Origin of the sequence: Solibacillus sp. FSL K6-1126, from assembly GCF_038003445.1 — a bacterium.
Taxonomy (GTDB): domain Bacteria; phylum Bacillota; class Bacilli; order Bacillales_A; family Planococcaceae; genus Solibacillus; species Solibacillus silvestris.
Genome location: NZ_JBBOPD010000001.1, coordinates 3094109 through 3115004 on the forward strand (window position 1 = coordinate 3094109; position 20896 = coordinate 3115004).

At 39.6% G+C, this 20896-nt stretch carries 20 protein-coding genes and 1 other annotated feature; of the genes, 7 read left to right on the forward strand and 13 right to left on the reverse strand.

Annotated elements, in window-relative coordinates; genetic code table 11:
- Positions 1–4: 4 nt before the first annotated feature.
- Positions 5–1081 carry a M42 family metallopeptidase gene (locus MHH44_RS15300; protein WP_340798978.1) on the reverse strand — a complete coding sequence of 359 codons (1077 nt, stop codon included), beginning with the start codon at positions 1079–1081 and terminating at the stop codon, positions 5–7.
- A 146-nt stretch (positions 1082–1227) separates the two neighbouring features.
- Here MHH44_RS15300 and MHH44_RS15305 point away from each other — a divergent pair, with 146 nt between their 5' ends.
- The gene (locus MHH44_RS15305) at positions 1228–1542 is read left to right on the forward strand and encodes a hypothetical protein (protein ID WP_008408209.1); all 315 of its coding nucleotides are present in this window, start codon (positions 1228–1230) and stop codon (positions 1540–1542) included.
- 157 nt (positions 1543–1699) lie between these two features.
- On the opposite strand, the gene MHH44_RS15310 is transcribed toward MHH44_RS15305, so the two are convergent.
- The 6 genes from MHH44_RS15310 to pepV all read right to left on the reverse strand — a co-directional run bounded on the left by MHH44_RS15310 (position 1700) and on the right by pepV (position 7777).
- Entirely contained in the window at positions 1700–2560 is an 861-nt protein-coding gene (locus tag MHH44_RS15310) for a YtnP family quorum-quenching lactonase (RefSeq protein WP_008408207.1), read from the reverse strand.
- Between the two features lie 24 nt (positions 2561–2584).
- Positions 2585–3232 (reverse strand): tRNA (guanosine(46)-N7)-methyltransferase TrmB, encoded by a 648-nt coding sequence (gene trmB / locus MHH44_RS15315; protein WP_340798979.1) that lies wholly within the window; start codon positions 3230–3232, stop codon positions 2585–2587.
- 65 nt (positions 3233–3297) lie between these two features.
- A complete protein-coding gene (locus MHH44_RS15320; protein ID WP_340798980.1) occupies positions 3298–4218 on the reverse strand; it encodes a diacylglycerol/lipid kinase family protein in 921 nt (306 codons plus the stop codon).
- Positions 4219–4221: 3 nt separating this feature from the next.
- Positions 4222–5214, reverse strand: coding sequence for a nuclease-related domain-containing protein (locus tag MHH44_RS15325; RefSeq protein WP_340798981.1), 993 nt, complete (start codon positions 5212–5214; stop codon positions 4222–4224).
- Between the two features lie 297 nt (positions 5215–5511).
- Positions 5512–6363 carry a D-amino-acid transaminase gene (gene dat, locus MHH44_RS15330; protein WP_340798982.1) on the reverse strand — a complete coding sequence of 284 codons (852 nt, stop codon included), beginning with the start codon at positions 6361–6363 and terminating at the stop codon, positions 5512–5514.
- 19 nt (positions 6364–6382) lie between these two features.
- A complete protein-coding gene (gene pepV, locus MHH44_RS15335; RefSeq protein WP_340798984.1) occupies positions 6383–7777 on the reverse strand; it encodes a dipeptidase PepV in 1395 nt (464 codons plus the stop codon).
- A gap of 325 nt (positions 7778–8102) precedes the next feature.
- Between pepV and MHH44_RS15340 the strand changes: the two genes are divergently transcribed.
- Complete coding sequence (locus tag MHH44_RS15340; RefSeq protein WP_008408196.1) at positions 8103–8324, forward strand: DeoR family transcriptional regulator; 222 nt, start codon at positions 8103–8105, stop codon at positions 8322–8324.
- Between the two features lie 190 nt (positions 8325–8514).
- Here MHH44_RS15340 and MHH44_RS15345 read toward each other — a convergent pair whose 3' ends face one another.
- Both MHH44_RS15345 and MHH44_RS15350 read right to left on the reverse strand, forming a co-directional pair.
- Positions 8515–9225 carry a pseudouridine synthase gene (locus tag MHH44_RS15345; protein WP_008408194.1) on the reverse strand — a complete coding sequence of 237 codons (711 nt, stop codon included), beginning with the start codon at positions 9223–9225 and terminating at the stop codon, positions 8515–8517.
- A 49-nt stretch (positions 9226–9274) separates the two neighbouring features.
- On the reverse strand, positions 9275–10891 hold the full coding sequence (locus MHH44_RS15350) for a putative polysaccharide biosynthesis protein (protein WP_340798985.1): 1617 nt from the start codon (positions 10889–10891) through the stop codon (positions 9275–9277).
- A gap of 265 nt (positions 10892–11156) precedes the next feature.
- Between MHH44_RS15350 and MHH44_RS15355 the strand changes: the two genes are divergently transcribed.
- Both MHH44_RS15355 and MHH44_RS15360 read left to right on the forward strand, forming a co-directional pair.
- Positions 11157–12410 carry a BaiN/RdsA family NAD(P)/FAD-dependent oxidoreductase gene (locus MHH44_RS15355; RefSeq protein ID WP_193433811.1) on the forward strand — a complete coding sequence of 418 codons (1254 nt, stop codon included), beginning with the start codon at positions 11157–11159 and terminating at the stop codon, positions 12408–12410.
- 89 nt (positions 12411–12499) lie between these two features.
- On the forward strand, positions 12500–13318 hold the full coding sequence (locus tag MHH44_RS15360) for a cysteine methyltransferase (RefSeq protein WP_340798987.1): 819 nt from the start codon (positions 12500–12502) through the stop codon (positions 13316–13318).
- Between the two features lie 41 nt (positions 13319–13359).
- Here MHH44_RS15360 and trhA read toward each other — a convergent pair whose 3' ends face one another.
- From trhA to MHH44_RS15380, 4 genes are all read right to left on the reverse strand, one after another.
- Positions 13360–14001 carry a PAQR family membrane homeostasis protein TrhA gene (gene trhA, locus MHH44_RS15365; protein WP_014823074.1) on the reverse strand — a complete coding sequence of 214 codons (642 nt, stop codon included), beginning with the start codon at positions 13999–14001 and terminating at the stop codon, positions 13360–13362.
- A 196-nt stretch (positions 14002–14197) separates the two neighbouring features.
- Positions 14198–14632 (reverse strand): CoxG family protein, encoded by a 435-nt coding sequence (locus MHH44_RS15370; protein ID WP_339262785.1) that lies wholly within the window; start codon positions 14630–14632, stop codon positions 14198–14200.
- 169 nt (positions 14633–14801) lie between these two features.
- A complete protein-coding gene (gene leuS, locus MHH44_RS15375; RefSeq protein ID WP_008408180.1) occupies positions 14802–17216 on the reverse strand; it encodes a leucine--tRNA ligase in 2415 nt (804 codons plus the stop codon).
- 112 nt (positions 17217–17328) lie between these two features.
- Positions 17329–17544 (reverse strand) — a binding site (T-box leader).
- 51 nt (positions 17545–17595) lie between these two features.
- Positions 17596–18765 (reverse strand): MDR family MFS transporter, encoded by a 1170-nt coding sequence (locus tag MHH44_RS15380; protein WP_339262787.1) that lies wholly within the window; start codon positions 18763–18765, stop codon positions 17596–17598.
- A gap of 133 nt (positions 18766–18898) precedes the next feature.
- Here MHH44_RS15380 and MHH44_RS15385 point away from each other — a divergent pair, with 133 nt between their 5' ends.
- Genes MHH44_RS15385 through MHH44_RS15395 form a run of 3 tightly spaced genes read left to right on the forward strand, consistent with a single transcriptional unit; the run spans position 18899 to position 20888 of the window.
- Positions 18899–19855, forward strand: a complete 957-nt coding sequence (locus MHH44_RS15385; protein WP_008408169.1) for a TIGR01212 family radical SAM protein — start codon at positions 18899–18901, stop codon at positions 19853–19855.
- On the forward strand, positions 19852–20433 hold the full coding sequence (locus tag MHH44_RS15390) for a class I SAM-dependent methyltransferase (protein WP_087618457.1): 582 nt from the start codon (positions 19852–19854) through the stop codon (positions 20431–20433). The genes MHH44_RS15385 and MHH44_RS15390 overlap by 4 nt, the downstream gene beginning before the upstream one ends.
- Before the next feature lie 41 nt (positions 20434–20474).
- On the forward strand, positions 20475–20888 hold the full coding sequence (locus MHH44_RS15395; RefSeq protein ID WP_339262792.1) for a pyrimidine dimer DNA glycosylase/endonuclease V: 414 nt from the start codon (positions 20475–20477) through the stop codon (positions 20886–20888).
- The last annotated feature ends 8 nt before the right edge of the window (positions 20889–20896 follow it).

A 20896-nucleotide genomic window follows, 5' to 3' on the forward strand; every position in this document is an offset into this window, starting at 1 on the left:
TTTTTTATACGTTTGCGCGAATAGATTCGATTGTAGAACGGTCTGCACTTTGGATTAATTTCACTAGCAGTTCTTTCGCCGCTGCATAGTCATCTACATGAATAATCGAAGCAGAAGTGTGAATATATCGTGAGCAAACCCCGATTACTGCCGATGGAATTCCGTCATTTTGTGTGTGCACACGTCCTGCATCTGTGCCACCTTGAGAAACGAAATATTGGTAAGGAATATTGTTTGATTCTGCTGTGTCCAGCACAAATTCACGCATACCTCGGTGTGTAACCATTGAACGGTCCAGGATTCGGAGTAATGTCCCTTTACCTAGTTGACCGAATTCATTTTTATCACCCGATGTATCGTTCGCCGGGGAAGCATCCAATGCAAAAAACAGATCAGGCTTAATCATATTCGATGAAACCGCTGCTCCGCGTAAACCGACCTCTTCCATAACATTTGCTCCGGAATAAATATGGCTCTTCACTTCCTGACCATGAATCTCTTTTAAAAGTTCGATTGCTAATCCACAGCCGTAACGGTTATCCCAGGCTTTCGCCATAATTTTTTTCGGGTTGGCCATCGGTGTGAAAGGACATACCGGAATAATGGATTGACCTGGTCGTACACCTAAATTCTTGGCATCTTCTTTTGAATCCGCTCCGATATCGATCAGCATATTTTTTATATCCATCGGTTTCGAACGTTCCGCATCAGTCAGTAAGTGTGGCGGAATTGATGCAATAACACCCGGAATTTCACAATCTTTCGTATAAACTGTAACGCGTTGTGCCAGCATTACCTGGTTCCACCAGCCGCCAAGTGTTTGGAAACGGATCATGCCGTTTTCAGTAATGGAAGTAACCATAAACGCGACTTCATCCATATGGCCAGCGACTAAAATTTTTGGCGCTTGTTCATCTTTAGCTTTACGCACGCCGAATACGCCGCCTAAATTATCCTGAATAACTTCATCAGAATATTTCGCTAATTCCGAGCGCATAAAATTTCGTACTGCACGTTCATTCCCTGGTGCACCAGGCAATTCTGTTAATGTTTTAAAAAGAGCAAGTGTATCTTGATTCATTCTGCAACACCTCTAAATGTAGATTTACCTTCATTATACCACAAATTGCAAGTAATATTTCGACTTTCGAACCTTCTATTATTTTTACTCTATTTTCAGAATATGATAAAGTATAGGTAGTCACTATTTTGAGGAGGTATTTTGAAATGAATTTAAAAGACTTTACAATAGGGGTTGTAACAGGGATAGCAGCAGCTGTCATTGTTAAAGAAATGAGCAATCGTGTCGCACCATTTGCGAATCCAGATCATATTTTAGCCAACATTAAAGATGAATTTAAAAAGCATGCACCAATTGATGGTTCTTGGATTTACATGAAAACTGAAAACTTCAGTAATGGCTTTACAGAAACACCGGTCTATCGTGGAGGTATTTCTCGTACAATTAACGGCGAGCTTGAGAACTACGAGTTCGCAGCAGATGCCCGTTCCGGTGCCATTGTAGATATTAAACAAATATAATGTTAAGGATGCGATGACGTGATTTTGTCATCGCATTTTTTCTGCTTTACATCAAAGTATTTTCTTTACCTTTAATCATTGTGAACACAAGTATGCTAAAAGTACACAATCGATAAGAAAAGCACCTGCTTCGTAAACTATGCAGGTGCTTTCGTTTTTACTTAATCAATGCCGGTTTCGAACGTTCGAGGCTGTCTTTTACTTCTTTGCCTGTTGTATCCCATTGAATCATGCGGTAATACGCATCATGATAGAAAATAAAGCGGTAGCCATTTTCAAGTGCTTCTTTCATCAACTTTTCTTTCGCAAATACGCTTGTCATCGGGTAATCATCATACGCCAATACCCAAAGCGGATTTTGGTGGGCATGTGTCGGCATAATATCCGCCATATGTAGCGCTACTTCCCCATTTTGCTCCAAGCGAACAATCGCATGACCTTCACTATGACCACCCGTATGGATCATTTTTAAGCCTGGAGCTACTTCCAGCTCCCCTTCATATGTTGAAACTAAATGCTGTACAGGCTCCCAGTTTTCTTTCCAATACGTATTTTTTGAACGAATATTCGGATTGCGCATCTCATCCCATTCAATTTGTGTCGTGTGAATAACTGCATTCGGGAAAACCGGAACAAGCTTGTCCCCTTCCCACTTCGTTAAACCGCCAGCGTGATCAAAGTGAAGATGTGTCATTAAAATTGCATCAATATCGCTTGGCTTTAATCCAGCTTCAGCTAAGCTTTTTTCAATTGTTGATTCTTCGGAAACGCCGAAATTGCGAAGCTGCTTTTCATTTAATTTACCGGCACCTACACCCGAATCGATTAAATAATTTTTCCCCTCGTATTGAATTAAGATTGGTTCACATGCTAATTCAATCTGGTTCAGTTCATTTACCGGATATTTACGAGACCACAGTGCTTTTGGCACTACCCCAAACATAGCCCCGCCATCCAGTGCTGTGACACCCCCATGTAACCATGTCAGTGTCATGTTGTGAAATTCAAATCGATCCATTTCTCCATCCCCCTAAATCGTTAATTATTTCGTCTTGTATTGGCATTCTAGTCGATATATTGGCTGACCGAGCTTCGAGAATTTCTCCTCGTATTCTGTCATAATATTATCTTCCGGCATATTGGCATGTAAGTCCAGCGATACATAGTTTAATGCCATACCATATTCGTTCATACTTACAAGTGAATATTCAAAAAGACCACGGTTATCCGTTTTAAAATGGATTTCACCGTTATCAACTAAAATGTTCTCATAAATTTTAAGGAATCCTTCGTGTGTTAGGCGACGTTTTGCATGGCGCACTTTTGGCCATGGATCCGAGAAGTTCAGATATACACGGTCCACATCCCCTTTTCCGAAAAACTCTTCCAGCTTCGCACCATCAACTTTTAATAAACGTAAATTGGATGGTTTGTTCGCTGCTTCAATTTTTTCAAGGGCACAAACGATCACACTATCAAATAATTCAATACCGATATAGTTAATCTCCGGATTTTGCAGTGCCATCCCTAAAACGAATTGCCCTTTACCCGTACCAACTTCGATATGAATCGGGTTGTCGTTGCCGAATGCTTCAGTCCACTTGCCTTTATAATCTTCCGGGTTTGGAATAATTACATCAGGATGTTGTTGAATATATTCCGCTGCCCATGGTTTATGCTTTAATCTCACTTACTTATCCTCTTTTCTATTGTGTAGCTGCCTCATATTATAACGGAAAATAGCATCTTTTGCTTTTATTTTGCTAAATTCCATGCTTTTTTCTGAACGGTTATTTGAATTTTGTTTTGACCGGTTACTAGTTTTTGTGTTTCACCGTCTGCATGTGCCATGACTGGTTCATCAAAAAGCAACTTTGCTTCCATTGCTGCAAACTGCTCGACTTCCTTCAACAAAGTATGCTTTCCTAAAAATACAGTCCCAAAAAGGAATAATAATTTCCATTTCGACAAATTGGAGACGACTGTCAATTCGAACTGGCCATCGGATGTAATAGAATTAGGAGACAACTTCATCCCCCCGCCAAAATAAGGCTGGTTGCTGGCCGTTACAAACCATACATTTTGATATTGCTTAATTTTCCCTTCACAGGAAATGGTGAGCTTAAACGGTTTATATGTAAAAAGCGCATGAATGACGTAATAAGGATAGCTCAGCTTTCCCAGTTTCCATTTATTAAGCGACCTTTTCAGCGAGGACCTGTTAGCGATACCCGCGACTAATGCATCAAATCCAACACCAAAATTATTAATGAAGTATTTAGTTGTTCCGCCTTGTCTCACTACTCCACAATCATGAGAGGAGCTATTTACTGTATTTATAAATTGCTCGACCTGTTTGCTCGTTTTGAATGCTTGATATCCCCTGGCAAAATCATTACCCGATCCTGCTGAAACTGCCCCTAAATAAACATTTTTAAAATGTATTGCGCCATTCAGCACTTCGTGAATCGTCCCATCCCCGCCAATAGCAATAAGACAGACCGGGTTTTCCTTTGTCGCTCGTCCGGCAAGTTCATTGGCCAGCAGCAGTGTATGTCCTTCGTATTTTGTCAAATGGCTTTGATACGGGATTGCCAACTGTTGTTCAAACTGACGCCAACGCTTAATCCCCTGCCCGTTTCCTGCATAAGGATTAATTATAAAATGTACTTCCATTCATCAATCTTCCTTATTTTCCGTATTCCAAATATCCCGATGAAAAGATGTTGTTTGAACTGTATTTAAAATGGCTTGTGCACCTCGTATTTGCATATGCTTCATCGGTGAAACAGAATGCTTTAATTGTGCCATCCATTCCGGAAATTTCCGTTTATCCACAAATGATATACCATACATTGTTCCAGGATAATCAATATAGCCGTTTCGTGTTAACAACACTTTACGGATCGGCAGTTCAATATTGTTCTGATGAAAAATCTGTTCGACAACTTTTTCCATCCGGTTTAACTGAATTAAAGGGCTTAACACTTTTTTTTCATTTTTCCCGTCCTTCTTTAACCAGAAGCGTTCGCTATTTGCGATATAGACCGCCTGACTTTCCTGTTCCAAAACCGTAATGCACAGACATTCTGTCGGTGTCATAATAATAATATCCAACTCAATCGGCGCTTTTTTCACTCGTAAAATCGGATAATAGAATACTAAGTAATTGTCCGGTAATGTTTGAAGCATGGAACGCAATAATGTATCGCGCATAAATTTTGGATCTACATAAGATTTTTCACGTAATGTCGAACTCGCCCATTTCATTTGGAAATGAAAAAACTGATCGATGAACATTTTTTTTAGTTCCTCCAACGTTTTTGGTGTGTAGACTAGATTCGGTTCAAAATTTAGCGTTGTATCCTCTTCTTGATGCGAATCTCCCTCTGCTGCCCACTCATTGGAAATGGTCACTTTTTCGATATCTTCTTGTTCTACTTCCGGTACATCTTTTTTAAAAGGGAAAAGTTTTTGGAAAAGCGACTTTTTCTTCTCTTCCTGCACCTCTTCCTCTATATGTTCCCAACGCTCGATTGTTTCTCCAGTCTGCCATTGATACTTTATCCGCTCCCACTGATTTTGTTTTAAGCGAATAAACTGCGTCGGATAGCGTGCCAAGTCAATTTCATATCGTGAAATATAATCTTGAAGTTTTATTAACTGAGCCATTTTATCTACTCCCTAAGTTCATTCCTATTCTTTATTACATTACATTTTACAGGTTATCTCCAAAAAAAAATAGCGCCTTGCCGATAAGCAAGGCGCTATTTTATTAAATTGTGTAATTATAATTCTTTCCCAAACCATCGGAGTTGATTTCCATTCCGGGTCGGACGCTTTCCGCGGGCACGGCCTGAGCCTGTAGTCTCAGGCTCGCGCTATTCCCGCTGGAGTCGCCTCCCCTCCATTCCAATCAACTTGTTAAAAATTAAATTTTAGCTTTCTAAAAGAATACATCGTACCAGATTAAGCTTTAATCCCTTTTGGAATTTTTGTTTCGAATTGTGCTTGTAATTTACGTGTCCATTCACCCGGTGTGCCGTTGCCGATCACAGTACCGTCAATTTCAATAACTGGTGTTACTTCTGATGTCGTTGAAGAAACGATTACTTCTTCCATTGCAAGCAGCTGTTCTTTCGTCATTGCCTGTTGGTTAACAGTAAGTCCGATTTCCGCTGCACATTTAATAATTACTTGACGTGTAATCCCGTTTAAAATCAGGTTATTGGCCGGGTGTGTGTACAGCACACCATCTTTAATACCGTAAATGTTTGAAGATGAACCTTCTGTAACAATCTCTTCACGGTGTAAAATCGCTTCATAGCAGCCTTTTTCATATGCTTCTTGTTTTGCAAGAACCGCGCCAAGCAAGTTTAATGATTTAATATCACAACGCAGCCAGCGAATATCTTCCACAAATGTTGCCTTTACACCCTTTTCAAAGTTTTCCAATGGGCGTGGATTTTCTTTTGCATTCCCTGTTATTACCGGTTTCACATCATCACCAGGGAAAATGTGGTTACGAGGGCCGGCACCACGAGTAATTTGGAAGTAAACATGACCTGTGTCAATGTTGTTCGCCTCAACCAGTTGATGCAGTAATTGGTGTAATTTATCTTTCGTATAAGGAATCGTAATACGGATTTTTTCAGCACTGTCATAAAAACGGTCAATATGTTCAGTTGCTGTGAAAAGTTCCCCGTTATATACTTTCACGACTTCATACACACCGTCACCGAATTGGTAACCGCGGTCTTCCTTGTCTACCAGCACTTCTTCATTTTTTACAATTTGATCATTCCATAAACTAAAGCTCATCTCAAATACCACCTTTTAATTAGTTAGTTGCTAAATTTACAATTGCTTCTGCATAAATGGCAGTCGCTTTTATCAAGTTTTCAATATCAACAAATTCATCTGCCTGATGGGCAACATCCTGTTCACCAGGGAACAGCATACCGAATGCGACCCCTTTTTTCATAACGCGCGCATATGTCCCTCCGCCTGTTGAAAGAGGCTTCGAGAAATCATTGCTGTATTTGCGATAAACTTGGAGCAATGTTTGTATCAATTCATCTTCCTCGCTTACATAATGCGGGATTGAATTGCTCACTACATCTAACGTAAAAGCTTCATGCTGTAATAATGCCTGTACTTTCGTTATTTTTTCTTCAAACGGATATGTCACGGAATAGCGCATACTTACTTCAATTGACGAACCGCGCTCATCAAAAGTTACGATTCCCGGATTTAATGTTGTCGGTCCTGACATCGCATCTTCAAATTGGAAGTCCAATGCTGTTCCGTAATGATCGTTGTCAAAAACACGGACAATAAAATCGACAAACGACTTACTCTGATTTGTCGTCACAACATTTTGTAAAAACTTCGCTAAATAAACCGCTGCATTTCGTCCTTTTTCCGGTTCCATTGCATGGGCTGATTTACCTTTCAAAACAATTATAATCCCATTATCGTTTTTAGTGAAAGTACCTTCAACGTCATTTTCTTTTAAATATTTCAGAAAATTCTCATTTGTGCTCTTTTCGGCATATTTTAAAGTAGCAGTTGCTTCATCCGGCACCATATTTGTTCGGTTACCTGCATAGAATGACAGTAATTGCTCATCGCTTGATCGTTTTTCTTTACTGGAAAACGTTAAATGGGCAATACCTTTCTCAGCGTTGATTAGCGGAAAGTCTGCATCAGGTGCAAAACCAATTGTCGGCATTTCTTCTTTTTCGAAGTAGCACGTCACGCATTGGAAACCGCTTTCTTCATCTGTACCAATTATCATTCGTACTCGTTTTTTCAAAGGGATTTTCGCATCGTGAATCAGTTTCATCGCCAGCCAAGCCGCCATTGTTGGACCTTTGTCATCAATCGCACCACGACCAAATAATTTACCGTCTGCCACTTGCCCTTCAAACGGAGGATATGTCCAACTAGCGACATCTCCGGCAGGTACAACATCTACATGGCAAAGCACACCGACAAGTTCTTCACCTTGGCCCATTTCAATATGGCCGGCCATATGATCCACGTTTTTTGTAGTCATCCCTTGCTCCACACCTTTTTGAAGCATAAATTCCAATGCTGCTTTCGGACCAGCACCGAAAGGCATTATATCAGAAAAATTATTTTCATCTTTTACACTTTCTATTTGAATCAATTGCTGCAATTCTTTTATAAGCTCTTCTTTTCTTTCCTGAGCCAGTTGTAACCAATCCATCACTACACCTCATTTTTATAATATTGTTATTGTACTCCTTCTTGTTAAAATTACAATAATCATTTGACTTTAATCGGCATCCTCTATTTCTAGGAATATTAAATATATGAATTTTCTGTAAAAATAGTGTTTTTCGTCTCTCATTTCTGGAAATCTGTTTGGTTTTCCGCTATAATGTATGTGTCAGAACATCAATTCTGACCAAACTTTCAGAAAAGGGGATGTCTAAGGCAAACTACTAAAGCCTAAGTGCACTCCGCACATATTTTGTCGTCCGCTAGTCTTATGCCATGAGAATTTAAGATCGAAGGAGTGGTTTTTAGAAATGAAGCCAACTACTGATAGAATGCTTAATCGTATTAAAGACGTGTATATGTTTATCCTCAATAAAGGAGAAGTGACTACACAGGATTTAGTCGAAGAGTTTAACATCACTCCTCGCACCATTCAAAGAGATTTGAATGTGTTAGCCTTCAATGACTTGGTAATGAGTCCAAGTCGGGGTAAATGGACAACGACGAAGAAAAAAGTAAAAATGACATCTTAGAATTTTGAAAGCGGCTGATTCTTATTTTGTGAGAAAGGACTAATTGTCCCAACATAACGTAAGGTGTCGATCAGTTACACATGAAATATTATGAACATTGCTGAGTCAGCAAGCGTTCACTTAGTTCTTGACACAAGAACTAAAAGAAGCGAATGCCTTTTCGTCGGGGCATTCGCTTTTCCTTTGTTTATTATTTTGTCGCTAACAGCTCAAGTTCCTGTTCTGTCAGCTCGCGGTATTCACCTAATGCCAACTCTTCATCAAGCTTCAATGTTCCCATTGACAGACGCTTTAAATACGTAACCTTCTTGCCTACCGCCTCAAACATGCGCTTCACTTGATGGAATTTCCCTTCTTGGATCATCAGCTCAATTTCCGATTGCTCGCCGGACACTAATATTTTTAATTCTCCAGGCTTTGTATGATAACCATCTTCCAATGTTACACCTTGTGCGAAGGCTTCGATATCGGCTTCCGTTACTACTCCGTCAATTTTGGCGTAATACCATTTCGGAACATGCTTTTTAGGAGAAAGCAGATTATGTGCTAAATTGCCGTCATTTGTAATGAGCAGCAGCCCTTCCGTATCTTTATCTAAACGTCCCACAGGGAATGGCTCAAAGTGCTGATACTCTGGATCCAGTAAATCAATGACCGTTTGATCGTAGCGGTCTTCTGTTGCTGAAATGACACCCGGTGGTTTATTCATCATTAAATAAATAAACTCTACATATTCCACACGCTCGCCAAATACAGAAACATTTTGTTTTTCAGGATTGACATGCATTGCTGAGTCTTTCACTGTAACACCGTCCACTGTTACAGCTTTTTGCTTTAATAATAGTTTCACTTCTTTTCGCGAGCCGTAGCCCATATTAGCCAGTAATTTGTCTAAACGCATATAGTCCTCCATGAAAAAAGGGGACGCCTTCGTTACGACGTCCTCATTTTTATTTTACTAATCTTAATTTACGTGCAATTTTTGTAAACTTTTCACCTAATAATAATTGGGCTAACCCTAGTCGATAAGAAATCGCGCCATAAATAATGGCACCAACCCCTGCACAAATGATTGCATATAGAAGCGCTAATACTTTCGTAGAAGCCGGAGCAATCGCTGTTAAAACAATATGTGTGATCCATACTGCTAACGCCATGACAATTGTCAAAATAACAATTAACAAAATACGGCGTAAAACTACTGTCGCATTGTAATTTGTCACTTTTTTAATAACAAAAATATTGATTGCGATTGTCGCTCCATAGCCAAGTGCTGTCGCTAAAATCGCACCATCAACCGACATAAGATGAATAAGCGGTGTATTTAGTATCGTCTTCGTAAGCAAGCCGACAAGTAAACTGAAGATAACCCATTTTTGGTAATTGACCCCTTGTAACATGGCGGCTGTTACTGTAAATAATGCAAAGAAAATCGCAATTGGTGCATAGTGGCTTAATACTTGTGTGCCCATTTCGCTGTAGGAATAGAAGAAGTGATATAAATCCTCCGCTAAAATTGAAATTCCGATCGCTGCCGGTACGGTAATAAACAGCAGCACCTGATAGGTTTTATCCATCGAACTATGTACTTGCCGTAAATTGCCTTCCGTATAAAATTTCGTGACCGTCGGAATGATGGCCATCGAAAAGCCTGTCGCCAAAACGACTGGAATCATGACAATTTTTTGTGTCAACAAGTTAAGCATTGTAAAGTATGCATCGCTAATTTCTCCTGATATCCCACTGGCAATCATCGCACGGTTAAATGTCAGCAGATCGACAAGCTGGAATAATGAGCCTCCCAACCCAACGAAAACGACAGGGATCGAATATTTAAATATCTCTTTATACATATCCGAATAAGGAAGTCTCTGTTCTTTCGGCGCGACAACCTGAACTGCTTTAATCTCGGGGCGCAGCTTTTTCCAGAAATAAAACAATGTCAAAAGTCCGCCAAGTGCTCCAATAAATGCGGCAAATACCGAGAAATTAATTGCTGTAATCTCATCACCGTCCATAACTTTGACAACGATGAATGCCCCGCCTAATAAAAAGACGATACGCACTATTTGCTCGACCAGCTGAGAAACAGATGTCGGCAAATAATGTCCGTATCCTTGCAAGTAACCACGGACTAAACTCATAAACGGCACAACAATCAGTGCATAACTTACCCACTTGATGACATTCGCAACTTGCTCCACAGTAAATGTCTGTTCTTCACTATCAATCACAATATTTGCTAGCGGTGTTGCAAGCAGATTCATTAAAATAAACGCTACAATTCCTGTAAGCGTCATCAGTAATGCACCTGTTTTTACTAATCTGCGACCGGCATCAAAATCCCCGAGCGCATTATATTTCGATACGAATTTTGATACTGCAATCGGCAGTCCCGCAATGGCAATACTTAACATAATATTATAGGGGATGTAGGCGTAATTATATAAAGCAATATTATCTTCACCTACAATGGCGTAAAACGGGAAAATATAAACTAACCCTAAAAGCTTTGATAGAAACAATCCAATTGTTAATATGGCTGTTCCTTTCATTAATGAAGACATGAAATAACCTACCGTTCTATATGAAATTCTCTTTTAGTATAACAATTCACTTACAATACGATTTCGTAAGGCAAGTTATTTATTTACATTATTTAACTTCCTTCTTGTGACGGTGTTCTCATTAAAAAGTTCCCGTACAATTCCTTTTACAAGTTTACATGTGAAAGTCCATTTACTCAAATAGTTTCTTCACTTCGTGTATAATAAGTAAGAGAAAAATCCGTTGAACGAAAAAATTATTGCAAAAGAAAGTGAGAAATTATCTATGTATGATGTAATTGTAATAGGAGGCGGTCCATCAGGATTGATGGCAGCAATTGCCGCAGCCGAGCAAAACAAAAAAGTGCTCCTGCTTGAAAAAGGCTCAAAACTAGGAAAGAAACTGGCCATTTCTGGCGGTGGACGATGTAATGTAACAAATCGACTATCAGCGGAAGAAATCATTAAACATATTCCCGGCAATGGGCGCTTTTTATATAGCCCCTTTACCGTTTATAATAATGAAGATATTATTGCATTTTTTGAAGGGCTTGGCGTGGCATTAAAAGAAGAGGATCACGGGCGTATGTTCCCAGTATCCAACCGCGCACAAGATGTTGTTGATGCACTTGTCAATGAAATGAAGCGATTAAAAGTAGAAGTCCGTTTGCACACGGCAGTTAATAAATTGTTGATGGACGATCAAAAAATATATGGTGTACGTTTGGAAAGCGGCGAAGAAATCCGTACAAATGCTGTTGTTGTCGCAGTCGGTGGTAAAGCTGTTCCTCAAACCGGCTCTACTGGTGATGGTTATCCATGGGCAGAACGGGCTGGCCACACGGTTACTACACTTTACCCGACAGAAGTTCCCGTTACATCAAAGGAACCCTTTATCCAATCACGTGAGCTACAAGGGTTGGCATTACGTGATGCCGCTGTTTCCGTTTTAAACAAAAAAGGAAAAGTTCTTGTAACACATCAGATGGATATGCTGTTTACACACTTTGGCTTAAGCGGTCCTGCCATTTTACGCTGCAGTCAGTTTATTGTAAAAGAGCAGTTGAAAACAGGGAGCGCGCCAGTACAAGTTCGTATTCAATCATTACCGCAGTACAACGAAGAAACATGCTTCCAAATGTTAAATAAAACAATCAAGGAAGAACCGAAAAAAGCGGTAAAAAACTTATGGAAATCACTCGTTCCAGAACGCTGGCTATTATTTTTAATGGAGCGTGCAGGTATTGACGCACAGTTAACAGGCATAGAATTATCTCAGGAGAAGATTCGCAATTTTGCACGCGAACTTGTCGCGTTTACGATGGACGTTCACGGTACCCAACCAATTGAAAAGGCATTTGTTACAGGAGGCGGGGTTTCGGTAAAAGAAATTGAACCAAAAACAATGGCCTCCAAGAAAAAACAGGGACTTTATTTCTGTGGTGAGATTTTAGATATTCACGGTTATACGGGGGGTTACAATATTACTTCTGCTCTCGTTACAGGACGAATTGCCGGTATGAGTGCGGGGCAACAGTAACGTTTCTGTTTTTAATCGTAAAAATACTAGAACTGCTCATCATTCCCTAGTATCATAAGAGGTATGTACACTCAGGAGGATACAGCACGATGAATAATAATTCTCAAAAAAACCAAACTATGCTTTATTTAGCATCTGATGAGCTCATGCAAACTCATTTAACCTGCACAAAAATAAGCAATCGTAATAAAGATGAATTTACCTTTTCCATTCGTGTTTTTTGCTATGTTGAAAAAAATAACTCCTATGCGAAAAGTGTTCCATTATATTTGATACTTGGCTTAAATAAACAAGGTGTTGGCATGTCTTTGGCTGTCGATTTGGTCAATATACCAAATGTTTGCCCGATGCAATTAAAAAAGATTATTGAGTATTTGCAAAAAAGTCCGGCACTATTGCTAATTGTATGTCAGCAGCTTGATAAAATTGCTTCTTCCTCATCAATTGAAGAGGCGGTGCAAGCAAAACTGGCAAAGCATTTCTTCATTGAAAATGCGCCGAAAGGGATTACAAGCTTTACGACCAACCGTCAGGCAAACGAACTGTACTGGCTCATGCAAAAAAACCAAATGATTTCTGATATGGATTCATTTAAATTAGATGGTGAAGGCGGGCATATTGCATTTACCGTCCAAATTGGCTTTAAACATGATTTTATTATGCAATGCTATGAAGTAGATTGCATGATGCATATGTTCAATGAAGACGAAAAGCTCGGCTATTATTTTGAGCTTTATTTGGATCAGGAAAATTACCATCATCAGCTACTATATGAAACGTTGCCGGATCAGTTCATGGACAACAAAACATTTTTAAATCAGGTTTTGGAAGAAATGAAAAAACGCAACGAAGAACAATATGACGATTACTTGCAAGATTTAATCGAAAAATTTACAGCGAGCATCTAGAAAAGAGTCAATCCTCACTATAACAGGATTGACTCTTTTGTTTATACATATAAGTAAATTGCGAAGAACATCGCGACACTGCCGCCCATAACAAATAAGTGCCAAATCGCATGGTTGTATGGAATGCGGTCATTTTTGTAAAAGTACGTGCCGACCGTATAGGACAGTCCACCCATTAATAATGTGGCAAAACCGGCGATGCCAATATGTGCGAATAACGGCTTGGCTACAAAAATAATGAGCCAGCCCATCCCGATGTAAACGAACAGCGATAGTAATTTAAAACGGTAAACAAAGAATTGTTTCAGTACAATACCGATTGTCGCTAAAATCCATTGAACCGCAAAAATTGTCCATCCCAATTTGCCGCCAATTGCGACTAATACGATTGGTGTATACGTACCTGCAATCAATAAAAAAATGGAGCTGTGATCGAGCTTTTTCAGAAATGTTTTATGTTTTGGCCATGAATGATACATCGTTGAAGCGAAATACAGGCAGAACATTGAAATACCAAAAATAATATAGCTTACGAGCTCTAATGTTGTGCCTTGATGCTGGGCTTTGTTCACTAACAGCAATGTTGCGGGAATCGTCAGCAATGCGGCAATCCCGTGTGTCAGCCCGTTCCAAAATTCTTCTTTTGTACTATATCCACTTTGTTCCATCATGATTTGTGTCATAAAGCCACCTCTTTCATTATTCAATTATAAAAAATTGTGTCTGTTTGTTATAGAAGAACTTGTCATGCTTTCCATATGATATTTATCATGGATTTGCTGGAAATCTAGGGAGGGCCTGTCCATTAAAGCTATACCCCCTTATTTCACATAAAAAAACCCACTGGGAAAAATTTTTTCCAGTGAGTTATTGATAGTCTTATGCCTGGATATGGCGAGCGATTTTTTCTGTTAAGCGAGTCGTAACTTTCGGCAATAATACTTTAATAGCCGGATTCAATACTGCTCCAGAAAGACCTCCAGCAGTTACTTCTACCACACCTGTCATATATGTACCGCCATCTTTCGGCTCAGCTGTAAATTCGCCGCCGCCTTTAATATTATCCGATAGCCCAGTTATTTCAAATCTGATGTTAGAAGGCTCATTCATTTCGATAATTTTAATTTCGATTTCAACTTTTTTCTTTAAACCTTTAAAGTTTCCTTCGAATGTCCAATGTGATGTTTGGGCATCCAGTTCTTTATGTTCTTTGTACGCCGGAACTAATACAGCCCATTTTTCGATTTTACTTACGAAAGCCCATACTTGTTCCTGGCTAACTGGGATTTGTACTGAATGTGATGCTTGTGCCATGTTGTTACACTTCTTTCTACTATTCATTAAATGTGACCATTTACTATTCTAGTATTACATAGAAATCGGTTACGCAACATAGTTATTTTTGCTTTTCATATGAAATCTAAATAAAAATACACGGTGGTTTTCCAAATGAAAACACCGTGCATTAATTTTATTTGATTAATTATTTAACAACGATATTAACTAATTTACCTGGGATGACAATTACTTTCACAACTGTTTTCCCTTCGATAAATTCTTGTACTTTGCTGTCTGCTAAAGCAACTTTTTCTAAATCTTCCTTAGTAATATCTTTTGCAACCGTTACTTTTGCACGTACTTTACCTAAAACTTGTACAACAACTTCGATTTCATCGTCTACTAGTTTTGACTCATCGAATGTTGGCCATGTTGCATACGTAATTGTATCTTCATGTCCTAAAATTGACCAAAGCTCTTCAGCAATATGCGGTGCGATTGGCGATAAAAGTTTCACGAAGCCTTTTGCATATTCTGTTGGAATAACTTCCGCTTTGTAGCAATCATTAATGAATACCATCATTTGTGAAATTGCTGTGTTGAAGCGAATGCCTTCGTAGTCTTCCGTCACTTTTTTCACAGTTTGGTGATACACTTTTTCCAATGTTGTGTCAGCAGAATCTTGAACTTTTGCAGCAAGCTTTCCTTCATCTGTGACGAATAGACGCCAAATACGATCTAGGAAACGACGTGCCCCGTCAAGACCGTTCGTGCTCCATGCTACAGAAGCTTCCAGTGGACCCATGAACATTTCGTATAAACGTAATGTATCAGCACCATGTGAAACGATAATGTCATCAGGGTTTACAACATTGCCTTTAGATTTAGACATTTTTTCATTGCCTTCACCTAGAATCATCCCTTGGTTAAATAACTTTTGGAACGGTTCCTTCGTATGAACAAGTCCTAAATCATAAAGCACTTTATGCCAGAAGCGTGCGTATAGTAAGTGAAGTACCGCGTGCTCTGCGCCACCGATATAAATATCGACTGGTAGCCAATGTTTTAATAGTTCCGGATCTGCAAGCGCCTGATCATTTTTCGGATCGATATAGCGCAGGAAGTACCATGATGAACCGGCCCATTGTGGCATTGTATTCGTTTCACGGCGTCCTTTTTTGCCTGTTACTGGATCAACTACATTCACCCATTCTTCAATATTTGCAAGTGGTGATTCACCAGTACCTGAAGGACGGATATTTGTTGTTTTCGGTAATTCCAATGGCAGTTCCTCTACAGGAATCGTAGTCATTGTGCCATCTTCCCAGTGAATTACTGGAATTGGTTCTCCCCAGTAGCGTTGACGGCTGAATAACCAGTCGCGTAAACGGTAAGTAATTTTCTTTTCCCCTACACCATTTTCCACTAACCATTCAATTGCCTTCGCAATACCGTCTGCTTTATTTAATCCGTTTAAGAAGTCCGAGTTAATATGCGCACCGTCACCAGTGAATGCTTCATTCTCAATGTCTCCGCCTTCAAGAACTGGAATGATTTCTAAATTGAACTCTTTTGCAAATTCATAGTCACGCTCATCATGTGCAGGAACAGCCATAATTGCACCAGTTCCGTATGTTGCCAATACATAATCCGCAATCCAGATCGGCACTTGTTTGCCGTTGATCGGGTTCACTGCATAAGCACCTGTGAATACACCTGTTTTTTCTTTTGCTAAGTCTGTACGTTCTAAATCAGATTTTAATGATACTTTTTCCAAGTATGCCTCTACTGCTTCTTTTTGCTCTGCAGTAGTAATGTCAGCTACTAATTTATGCTCTGGTGCTAATACACAGTATGTCGCGCCAAATAATGTATCCGGACGTGTTGTAAATACTTCGAAGTTTTTGTCTGTGCCAGCAACAGTGAATTTCACTTGTGCGCCTTCAGAACGGCCGATCCAGTTACGTTGCATTTCCTTAATTGATTCAGGCCAGTCAACATCAACTAAATCATCGACTAAACGGTCTGCATATTTTGTAATACGCAGTACCCATTGTCGCATCGGACGACGTACTACCGGGTGACCGCCACGCTCAGAAACTCCGTCGATTACTTCCTCGTTAGCAAGAACCGTACCTAATGCTTCACACCAGTTTACTGCCACTTCATCTACATACGCTAAATCCATTTCCACTAACTTAGTGAAAATCCATTGCGTCCATTTATAATAAGACGGGTCAGTTGTGTTAATTTCACGATCCCAGTCATAAGAGAAGCCTAGCTCGTTAATTTGACGTTTGAATGTCGCGATGTTTTTAGCTGTAAATTCAGCTGGGTCATTCCCTGTATCAAGTGCATATTGCTCTGCAGGTAAACCGAATGCATCCCAACCCATTGGATGAAGGACATTGTAGCCTTGCATACGTTTAAAACGAGACAAAATATCTGTCGCTGTATAACCTTCAGGGTGTCCTACGTGCAGACCCGCACCTGATGGGTAAGGGAACATATCCAATGCATAAAACTTTGGCTTATCCATTTCATTTTCAGTTTTGAATGTTTTATTGACATCCCAAAACGTTTGCCACTTTTTCTCAATTTGCTGATGATTAAAACTCACAATAATTCCTCCTTTAAATATATTCTTGCTGTGGTTTATGTATTTTAGGCGTATCATCAATGATTTAACAGAATATTTAAAAAATAAAAAAATCCCGTCCCATCTTATGATAAGAAGGGACGAGAGATATTTTTTACTCCCGCGGTACCACCCAAATTAGTGACGCAGCACTCAGCTTCATTTCTTAACGCGAATACACGGCCATTAGCTACTATTACTTCACTAAAGCAAACTCCGAGGCGAGTTCAACTTGACACTTACCGGCTTCCACCTGCCGCCAGCTCTCTATAAAGTGTGTCCATTTACTATTCCTCATCACAGTCAATATTATTATTTCATTCATTTTAACGAATTCAACACAAAAGCACAAGTAACTGTTTTATGTTTGTTCTTTTCCTAGCGTACGATCAAAGAGCAGACATGGAATAATGGCAACGATAATTAGTACCGATAATATAAGCATTAATATTTGCATGCCATATAAATCTACCATTAACCCGCCAAACACAGGCCCAATCATCCGCCCAATTGTCGATGCACTATTGACGAGCCCTTGATAAAAACCTTCTTGTCCATGAGGTGCCAGTTTATTGGCAATCATCGGAATGACCGGTGTGAAGAACACTTCCCCAAATGTCAAAATGACCATCGCTGCAGCAAACATCTTAAAGTCCTGGGCAAAATAAACGACGATATAAGATAGCGACATCAATATCAGCCCAAGCACCAGCTGATGCTTTATTTTGTTTTCCCAACGTGTAACAAGCGGACGGATAATCGGCTGAACAGCAACGATCATAAAGCCGTTGATTGTCCAGAGTAAACTGTATTCAGACAGGCTCATTCCTAATCCTTGTGTATAAGAAGAAATGGTCGCGCTCCATTGGGAGTAGCTTAACCAGCAGACGATTAAAGATATACTTAATATACTAAGCGCCACAATCGGCCCTCTGTTTCTTCTTTTTGTCTCATTACCTGAGAAAGGTTTTGTTGTCAGTCCCTTCATATCAAAACGCTTATATGTTGTGATGACAAGTACAAAAAATACAGCATAGAAAAATAGATTCGCACTAAATACATAGTCAAACTTAATATCGGCAACAATGCCAGCCAATGCCGGGCCGATTGCGACCCCTACGTTGTTTGCCAAAAAGATCGAGTTAAAAGCACGTCGACCTCCTTCTGGCCAGGCACTTCCTGCAATCGCATAAATCGCCGGGTATACAATCCCTCCACTAAAGCCCATCATCGTTAAAAATATGATGTATTGTGGCCAATCATGCCAAATCGTTAATAGTGTGATTGACAATAAATTAAATACAACCCCAATTAAAATTGCTTTATAGCCACCTAATTTATCAAATAAGTAACCGCCTACTAGATTGCCGAAAACACCAGCCAATGAATTTAACATAAGGACAATTCCAGCGGTAGTTAAGGATTTTCCTAAATGATCATGAATATAAATACTATTTAAAGGCCATAAAAACGAATTTCCGACCGTATTTACGAATGTACCAATAATTAATAGCCATACTTGTTTCGGCACTAACTTTCCTCCTTCAATATTTGCTCAATTTACTAGTTTATTCTTTAACAGGAATTTGTACAAGAAAAAGATTTCTATTAGGACACGATGTTCTGTCCATGTTAGAATAATACGTTAGAGGAGTGAACAAGGAATGACAGAAACAAATTTTCCTTTCCCGTCAGATGGGAAACGTTATTATACATGGAATCGCTATTTACGAAACGAATTCGGAAAGAAAGTATACAAAGTCGCTTTGGATGCAGGGTTTGATTGTCCAAACCGTGATGGGACGGTCGCTTTTGGCGGTTGTACATTTTGTTCAGCAGCTGGTTCAGGTGACTTTGCGGGCAGTAAAGTCGATCCGATTCCCGTACAGTTCGAAAAGATCAAAGCAAAAATGGAGAACAAATGGAAAGACGGCTTAACAATGGCCTACTTCCAAGCGTATACAAATACACACGCTCCACTTGAAGTACTAAAGGAAAAGTTCGAAGCAGCGCTTGCCTGTGAAGGAGTAATGGGCCTTTCAATTGCAACGCGTCCAGATTGCCTGCCGGACGATGTTGTAGAATATTTGGCAGAGTTAAATGAACGCACGTATTTATGGGTAGAATTGGGACTTCAAACGGTTCATGAAAAAACGGCCAATTTAATTAACCGTGCACATGATTATGCGACATATGTGGAAGGGGTTAATAAATTGCGCAAGCATGGCATTCGTGTAGTGACGCATATTATTAACGGATTGCCGCTAGAGGATTACGATATGATGATGGAAACGGCCCGTGAAGTGGCAAAGCTCGATGTCCAAGGTATCAAAATCCATCTTCTGCACCTTTTAAAAGGAACACCACTTGTGAAGCAATACGAAAAAGGCATGCTGGAATTTATGGAAAAGGATGCTTATATTCAGCTTGTAGCAGATCAGCTTGAAATTATTCCGCCTGAAATGATTGTCCACCGTATTACTGGTGATGGTCCAATCGATTTAATGATCGGTCCGATGTGGTCTGTCAACAAATGGGAAGTTCTGAACGGAATTGATGCAGAGCTGGAACGTAGAGGTTCTTATCAAGGGAAGTTTTATAAGGCGGAAGTGTCCAAATGAAATTAGAACGTGTTCTTCAATATGCCCAAACATTATTGGAAATGTCGGTTTCCGAGGGTGATATTGCGGTCGATGCAACAGCTGGAAATGGACATGATACTCTTTTTTTAGCAAATCTCGTTGGGGATGACGGCTATGTATATGCTTTTGATGTGCAAAAAGAAGCGGTTGATGCGACATTGCACCGTCTGCTCGACAATGCACTCGAGCATCGGGCTATTGTTTTAAAAGACGGACATGAAAATGTAGCAAATTATATTCATAAACCCGTATCAGCAGCAATTTTCAATCTTGGCTATTTGCCCGGCAGCAATCATGAAATTGTGACAAAGCCGAATACTACAATCCAAGCGATCGAAAGTTTGTTAAAGCTGTTAAAAGTCGGAGGAATGATCGTTTTAGTCGTCTATCACGGTCACGAAGGCGGAAAAAATGAGCGCGATGAAGTAATCCGCTATGTAAGTGATTTACCGCAAAAACATGTACATGTTCTGCGCTATGAATTTATGAATCAGAAAAATGATCCCCCGTTTATCATTGCATTAGAAAAAGTAAAAGAATTTCCGATAGAGGGCTAAGTTTTCTTAGCTCTTTTTCATATCCTTAATGAGGTGAAATGATGCGTTTATGGCATACCGAGTTAATTCCCTTTATCCCAAAAAGTCAGCTGCTTGCCCAGTGGCGCGAGTTGAACAGCATTTTCGTGAAGGAAGACAACCATGTATTAATCAATTATATTTATGAATACCCAAAAGAGGATTTATATATTTATACGCAAATTGTTCTGAAGGAAATGCGCGCCAGAAACATTACAATTCGTACGATTGATAAGATGGATCGTTATTTTGTCGATCTTCGTTTGTCTGAAAATGAATACTATCCGCCATACAGCCGCCACCATAATGATAAGTATTTAACGATTTGCTACTATAATTTATATGAAAAATATATTCGCGGACAAAAAGATTTTACTGCGGAACAATTTGAGGCACTACATCAGTATTATTCCATAAAAAAAGGAGCAGCTTTTTAACTAGCTGC

Excerpts from the sequence above, each read along its gene's own strand:
- MHH44_RS15300 (WP_340798978.1), bottom strand. The coding sequence starts at position 1,081 with ATGAATCAAGATACACTTGCTCTTTTTAAAACATTAACAGAATTGCCT.
- MHH44_RS15305 (WP_008408209.1), top strand. The coding sequence starts at position 1,228 with ATGAATTTAAAAGACTTTACAATAGGGGTTGTAACAGGGATAGCAGCA.
- MHH44_RS15310 (WP_008408207.1), bottom strand. The coding sequence starts at position 2,560 with ATGGATCGATTTGAATTTCACAACATGACACTGACATGGTTACATGGG.
- MHH44_RS15320 (WP_340798980.1), bottom strand. The coding sequence starts at position 4,218 with ATGGAAGTACATTTTATAATTAATCCTTATGCAGGAAACGGGCAGGGG.
- MHH44_RS15325 (WP_340798981.1), bottom strand. The coding sequence starts at position 5,214 with ATGGCTCAGTTAATAAAACTTCAAGATTATATTTCACGATATGAAATT.
- dat (WP_340798982.1), bottom strand. The coding sequence starts at position 6,363 with ATGAGCTTTAGTTTATGGAATGATCAAATTGTAAAAAATGAAGAAGTG.
- pepV (WP_340798984.1), bottom strand. The coding sequence starts at position 7,777 with ATGGATTGGTTACAACTGGCTCAGGAAAGAAAAGAAGAGCTTATAAAA.
- MHH44_RS15340 (WP_008408196.1), top strand. The coding sequence starts at position 8,103 with ATGAAGCCAACTACTGATAGAATGCTTAATCGTATTAAAGACGTGTAT.
- MHH44_RS15345 (WP_008408194.1), bottom strand. The coding sequence starts at position 9,225 with ATGCGTTTAGACAAATTACTGGCTAATATGGGCTACGGCTCGCGAAAA.
- MHH44_RS15350 (WP_340798985.1), bottom strand. The coding sequence starts at position 10,891 with ATGTCTTCATTAATGAAAGGAACAGCCATATTAACAATTGGATTGTTT.
- MHH44_RS15355 (WP_193433811.1), top strand. The coding sequence starts at position 11,157 with ATGTATGATGTAATTGTAATAGGAGGCGGTCCATCAGGATTGATGGCA.
- MHH44_RS15360 (WP_340798987.1), top strand. The coding sequence starts at position 12,500 with ATGAATAATAATTCTCAAAAAAACCAAACTATGCTTTATTTAGCATCT.
- trhA (WP_014823074.1), bottom strand. The coding sequence starts at position 14,001 with ATGACACAAATCATGATGGAACAAAGTGGATATAGTACAAAAGAAGAA.
- MHH44_RS15370 (WP_339262785.1), bottom strand. The coding sequence starts at position 14,632 with ATGGCACAAGCATCACATTCAGTACAAATCCCAGTTAGCCAGGAACAA.
- MHH44_RS15385 (WP_008408169.1), top strand. The coding sequence starts at position 18,899 with ATGACAGAAACAAATTTTCCTTTCCCGTCAGATGGGAAACGTTATTAT.
- MHH44_RS15390 (WP_087618457.1), top strand. The coding sequence starts at position 19,852 with ATGAAATTAGAACGTGTTCTTCAATATGCCCAAACATTATTGGAAATG.
- MHH44_RS15395 (WP_339262792.1), top strand. The coding sequence starts at position 20,475 with ATGCGTTTATGGCATACCGAGTTAATTCCCTTTATCCCAAAAAGTCAG.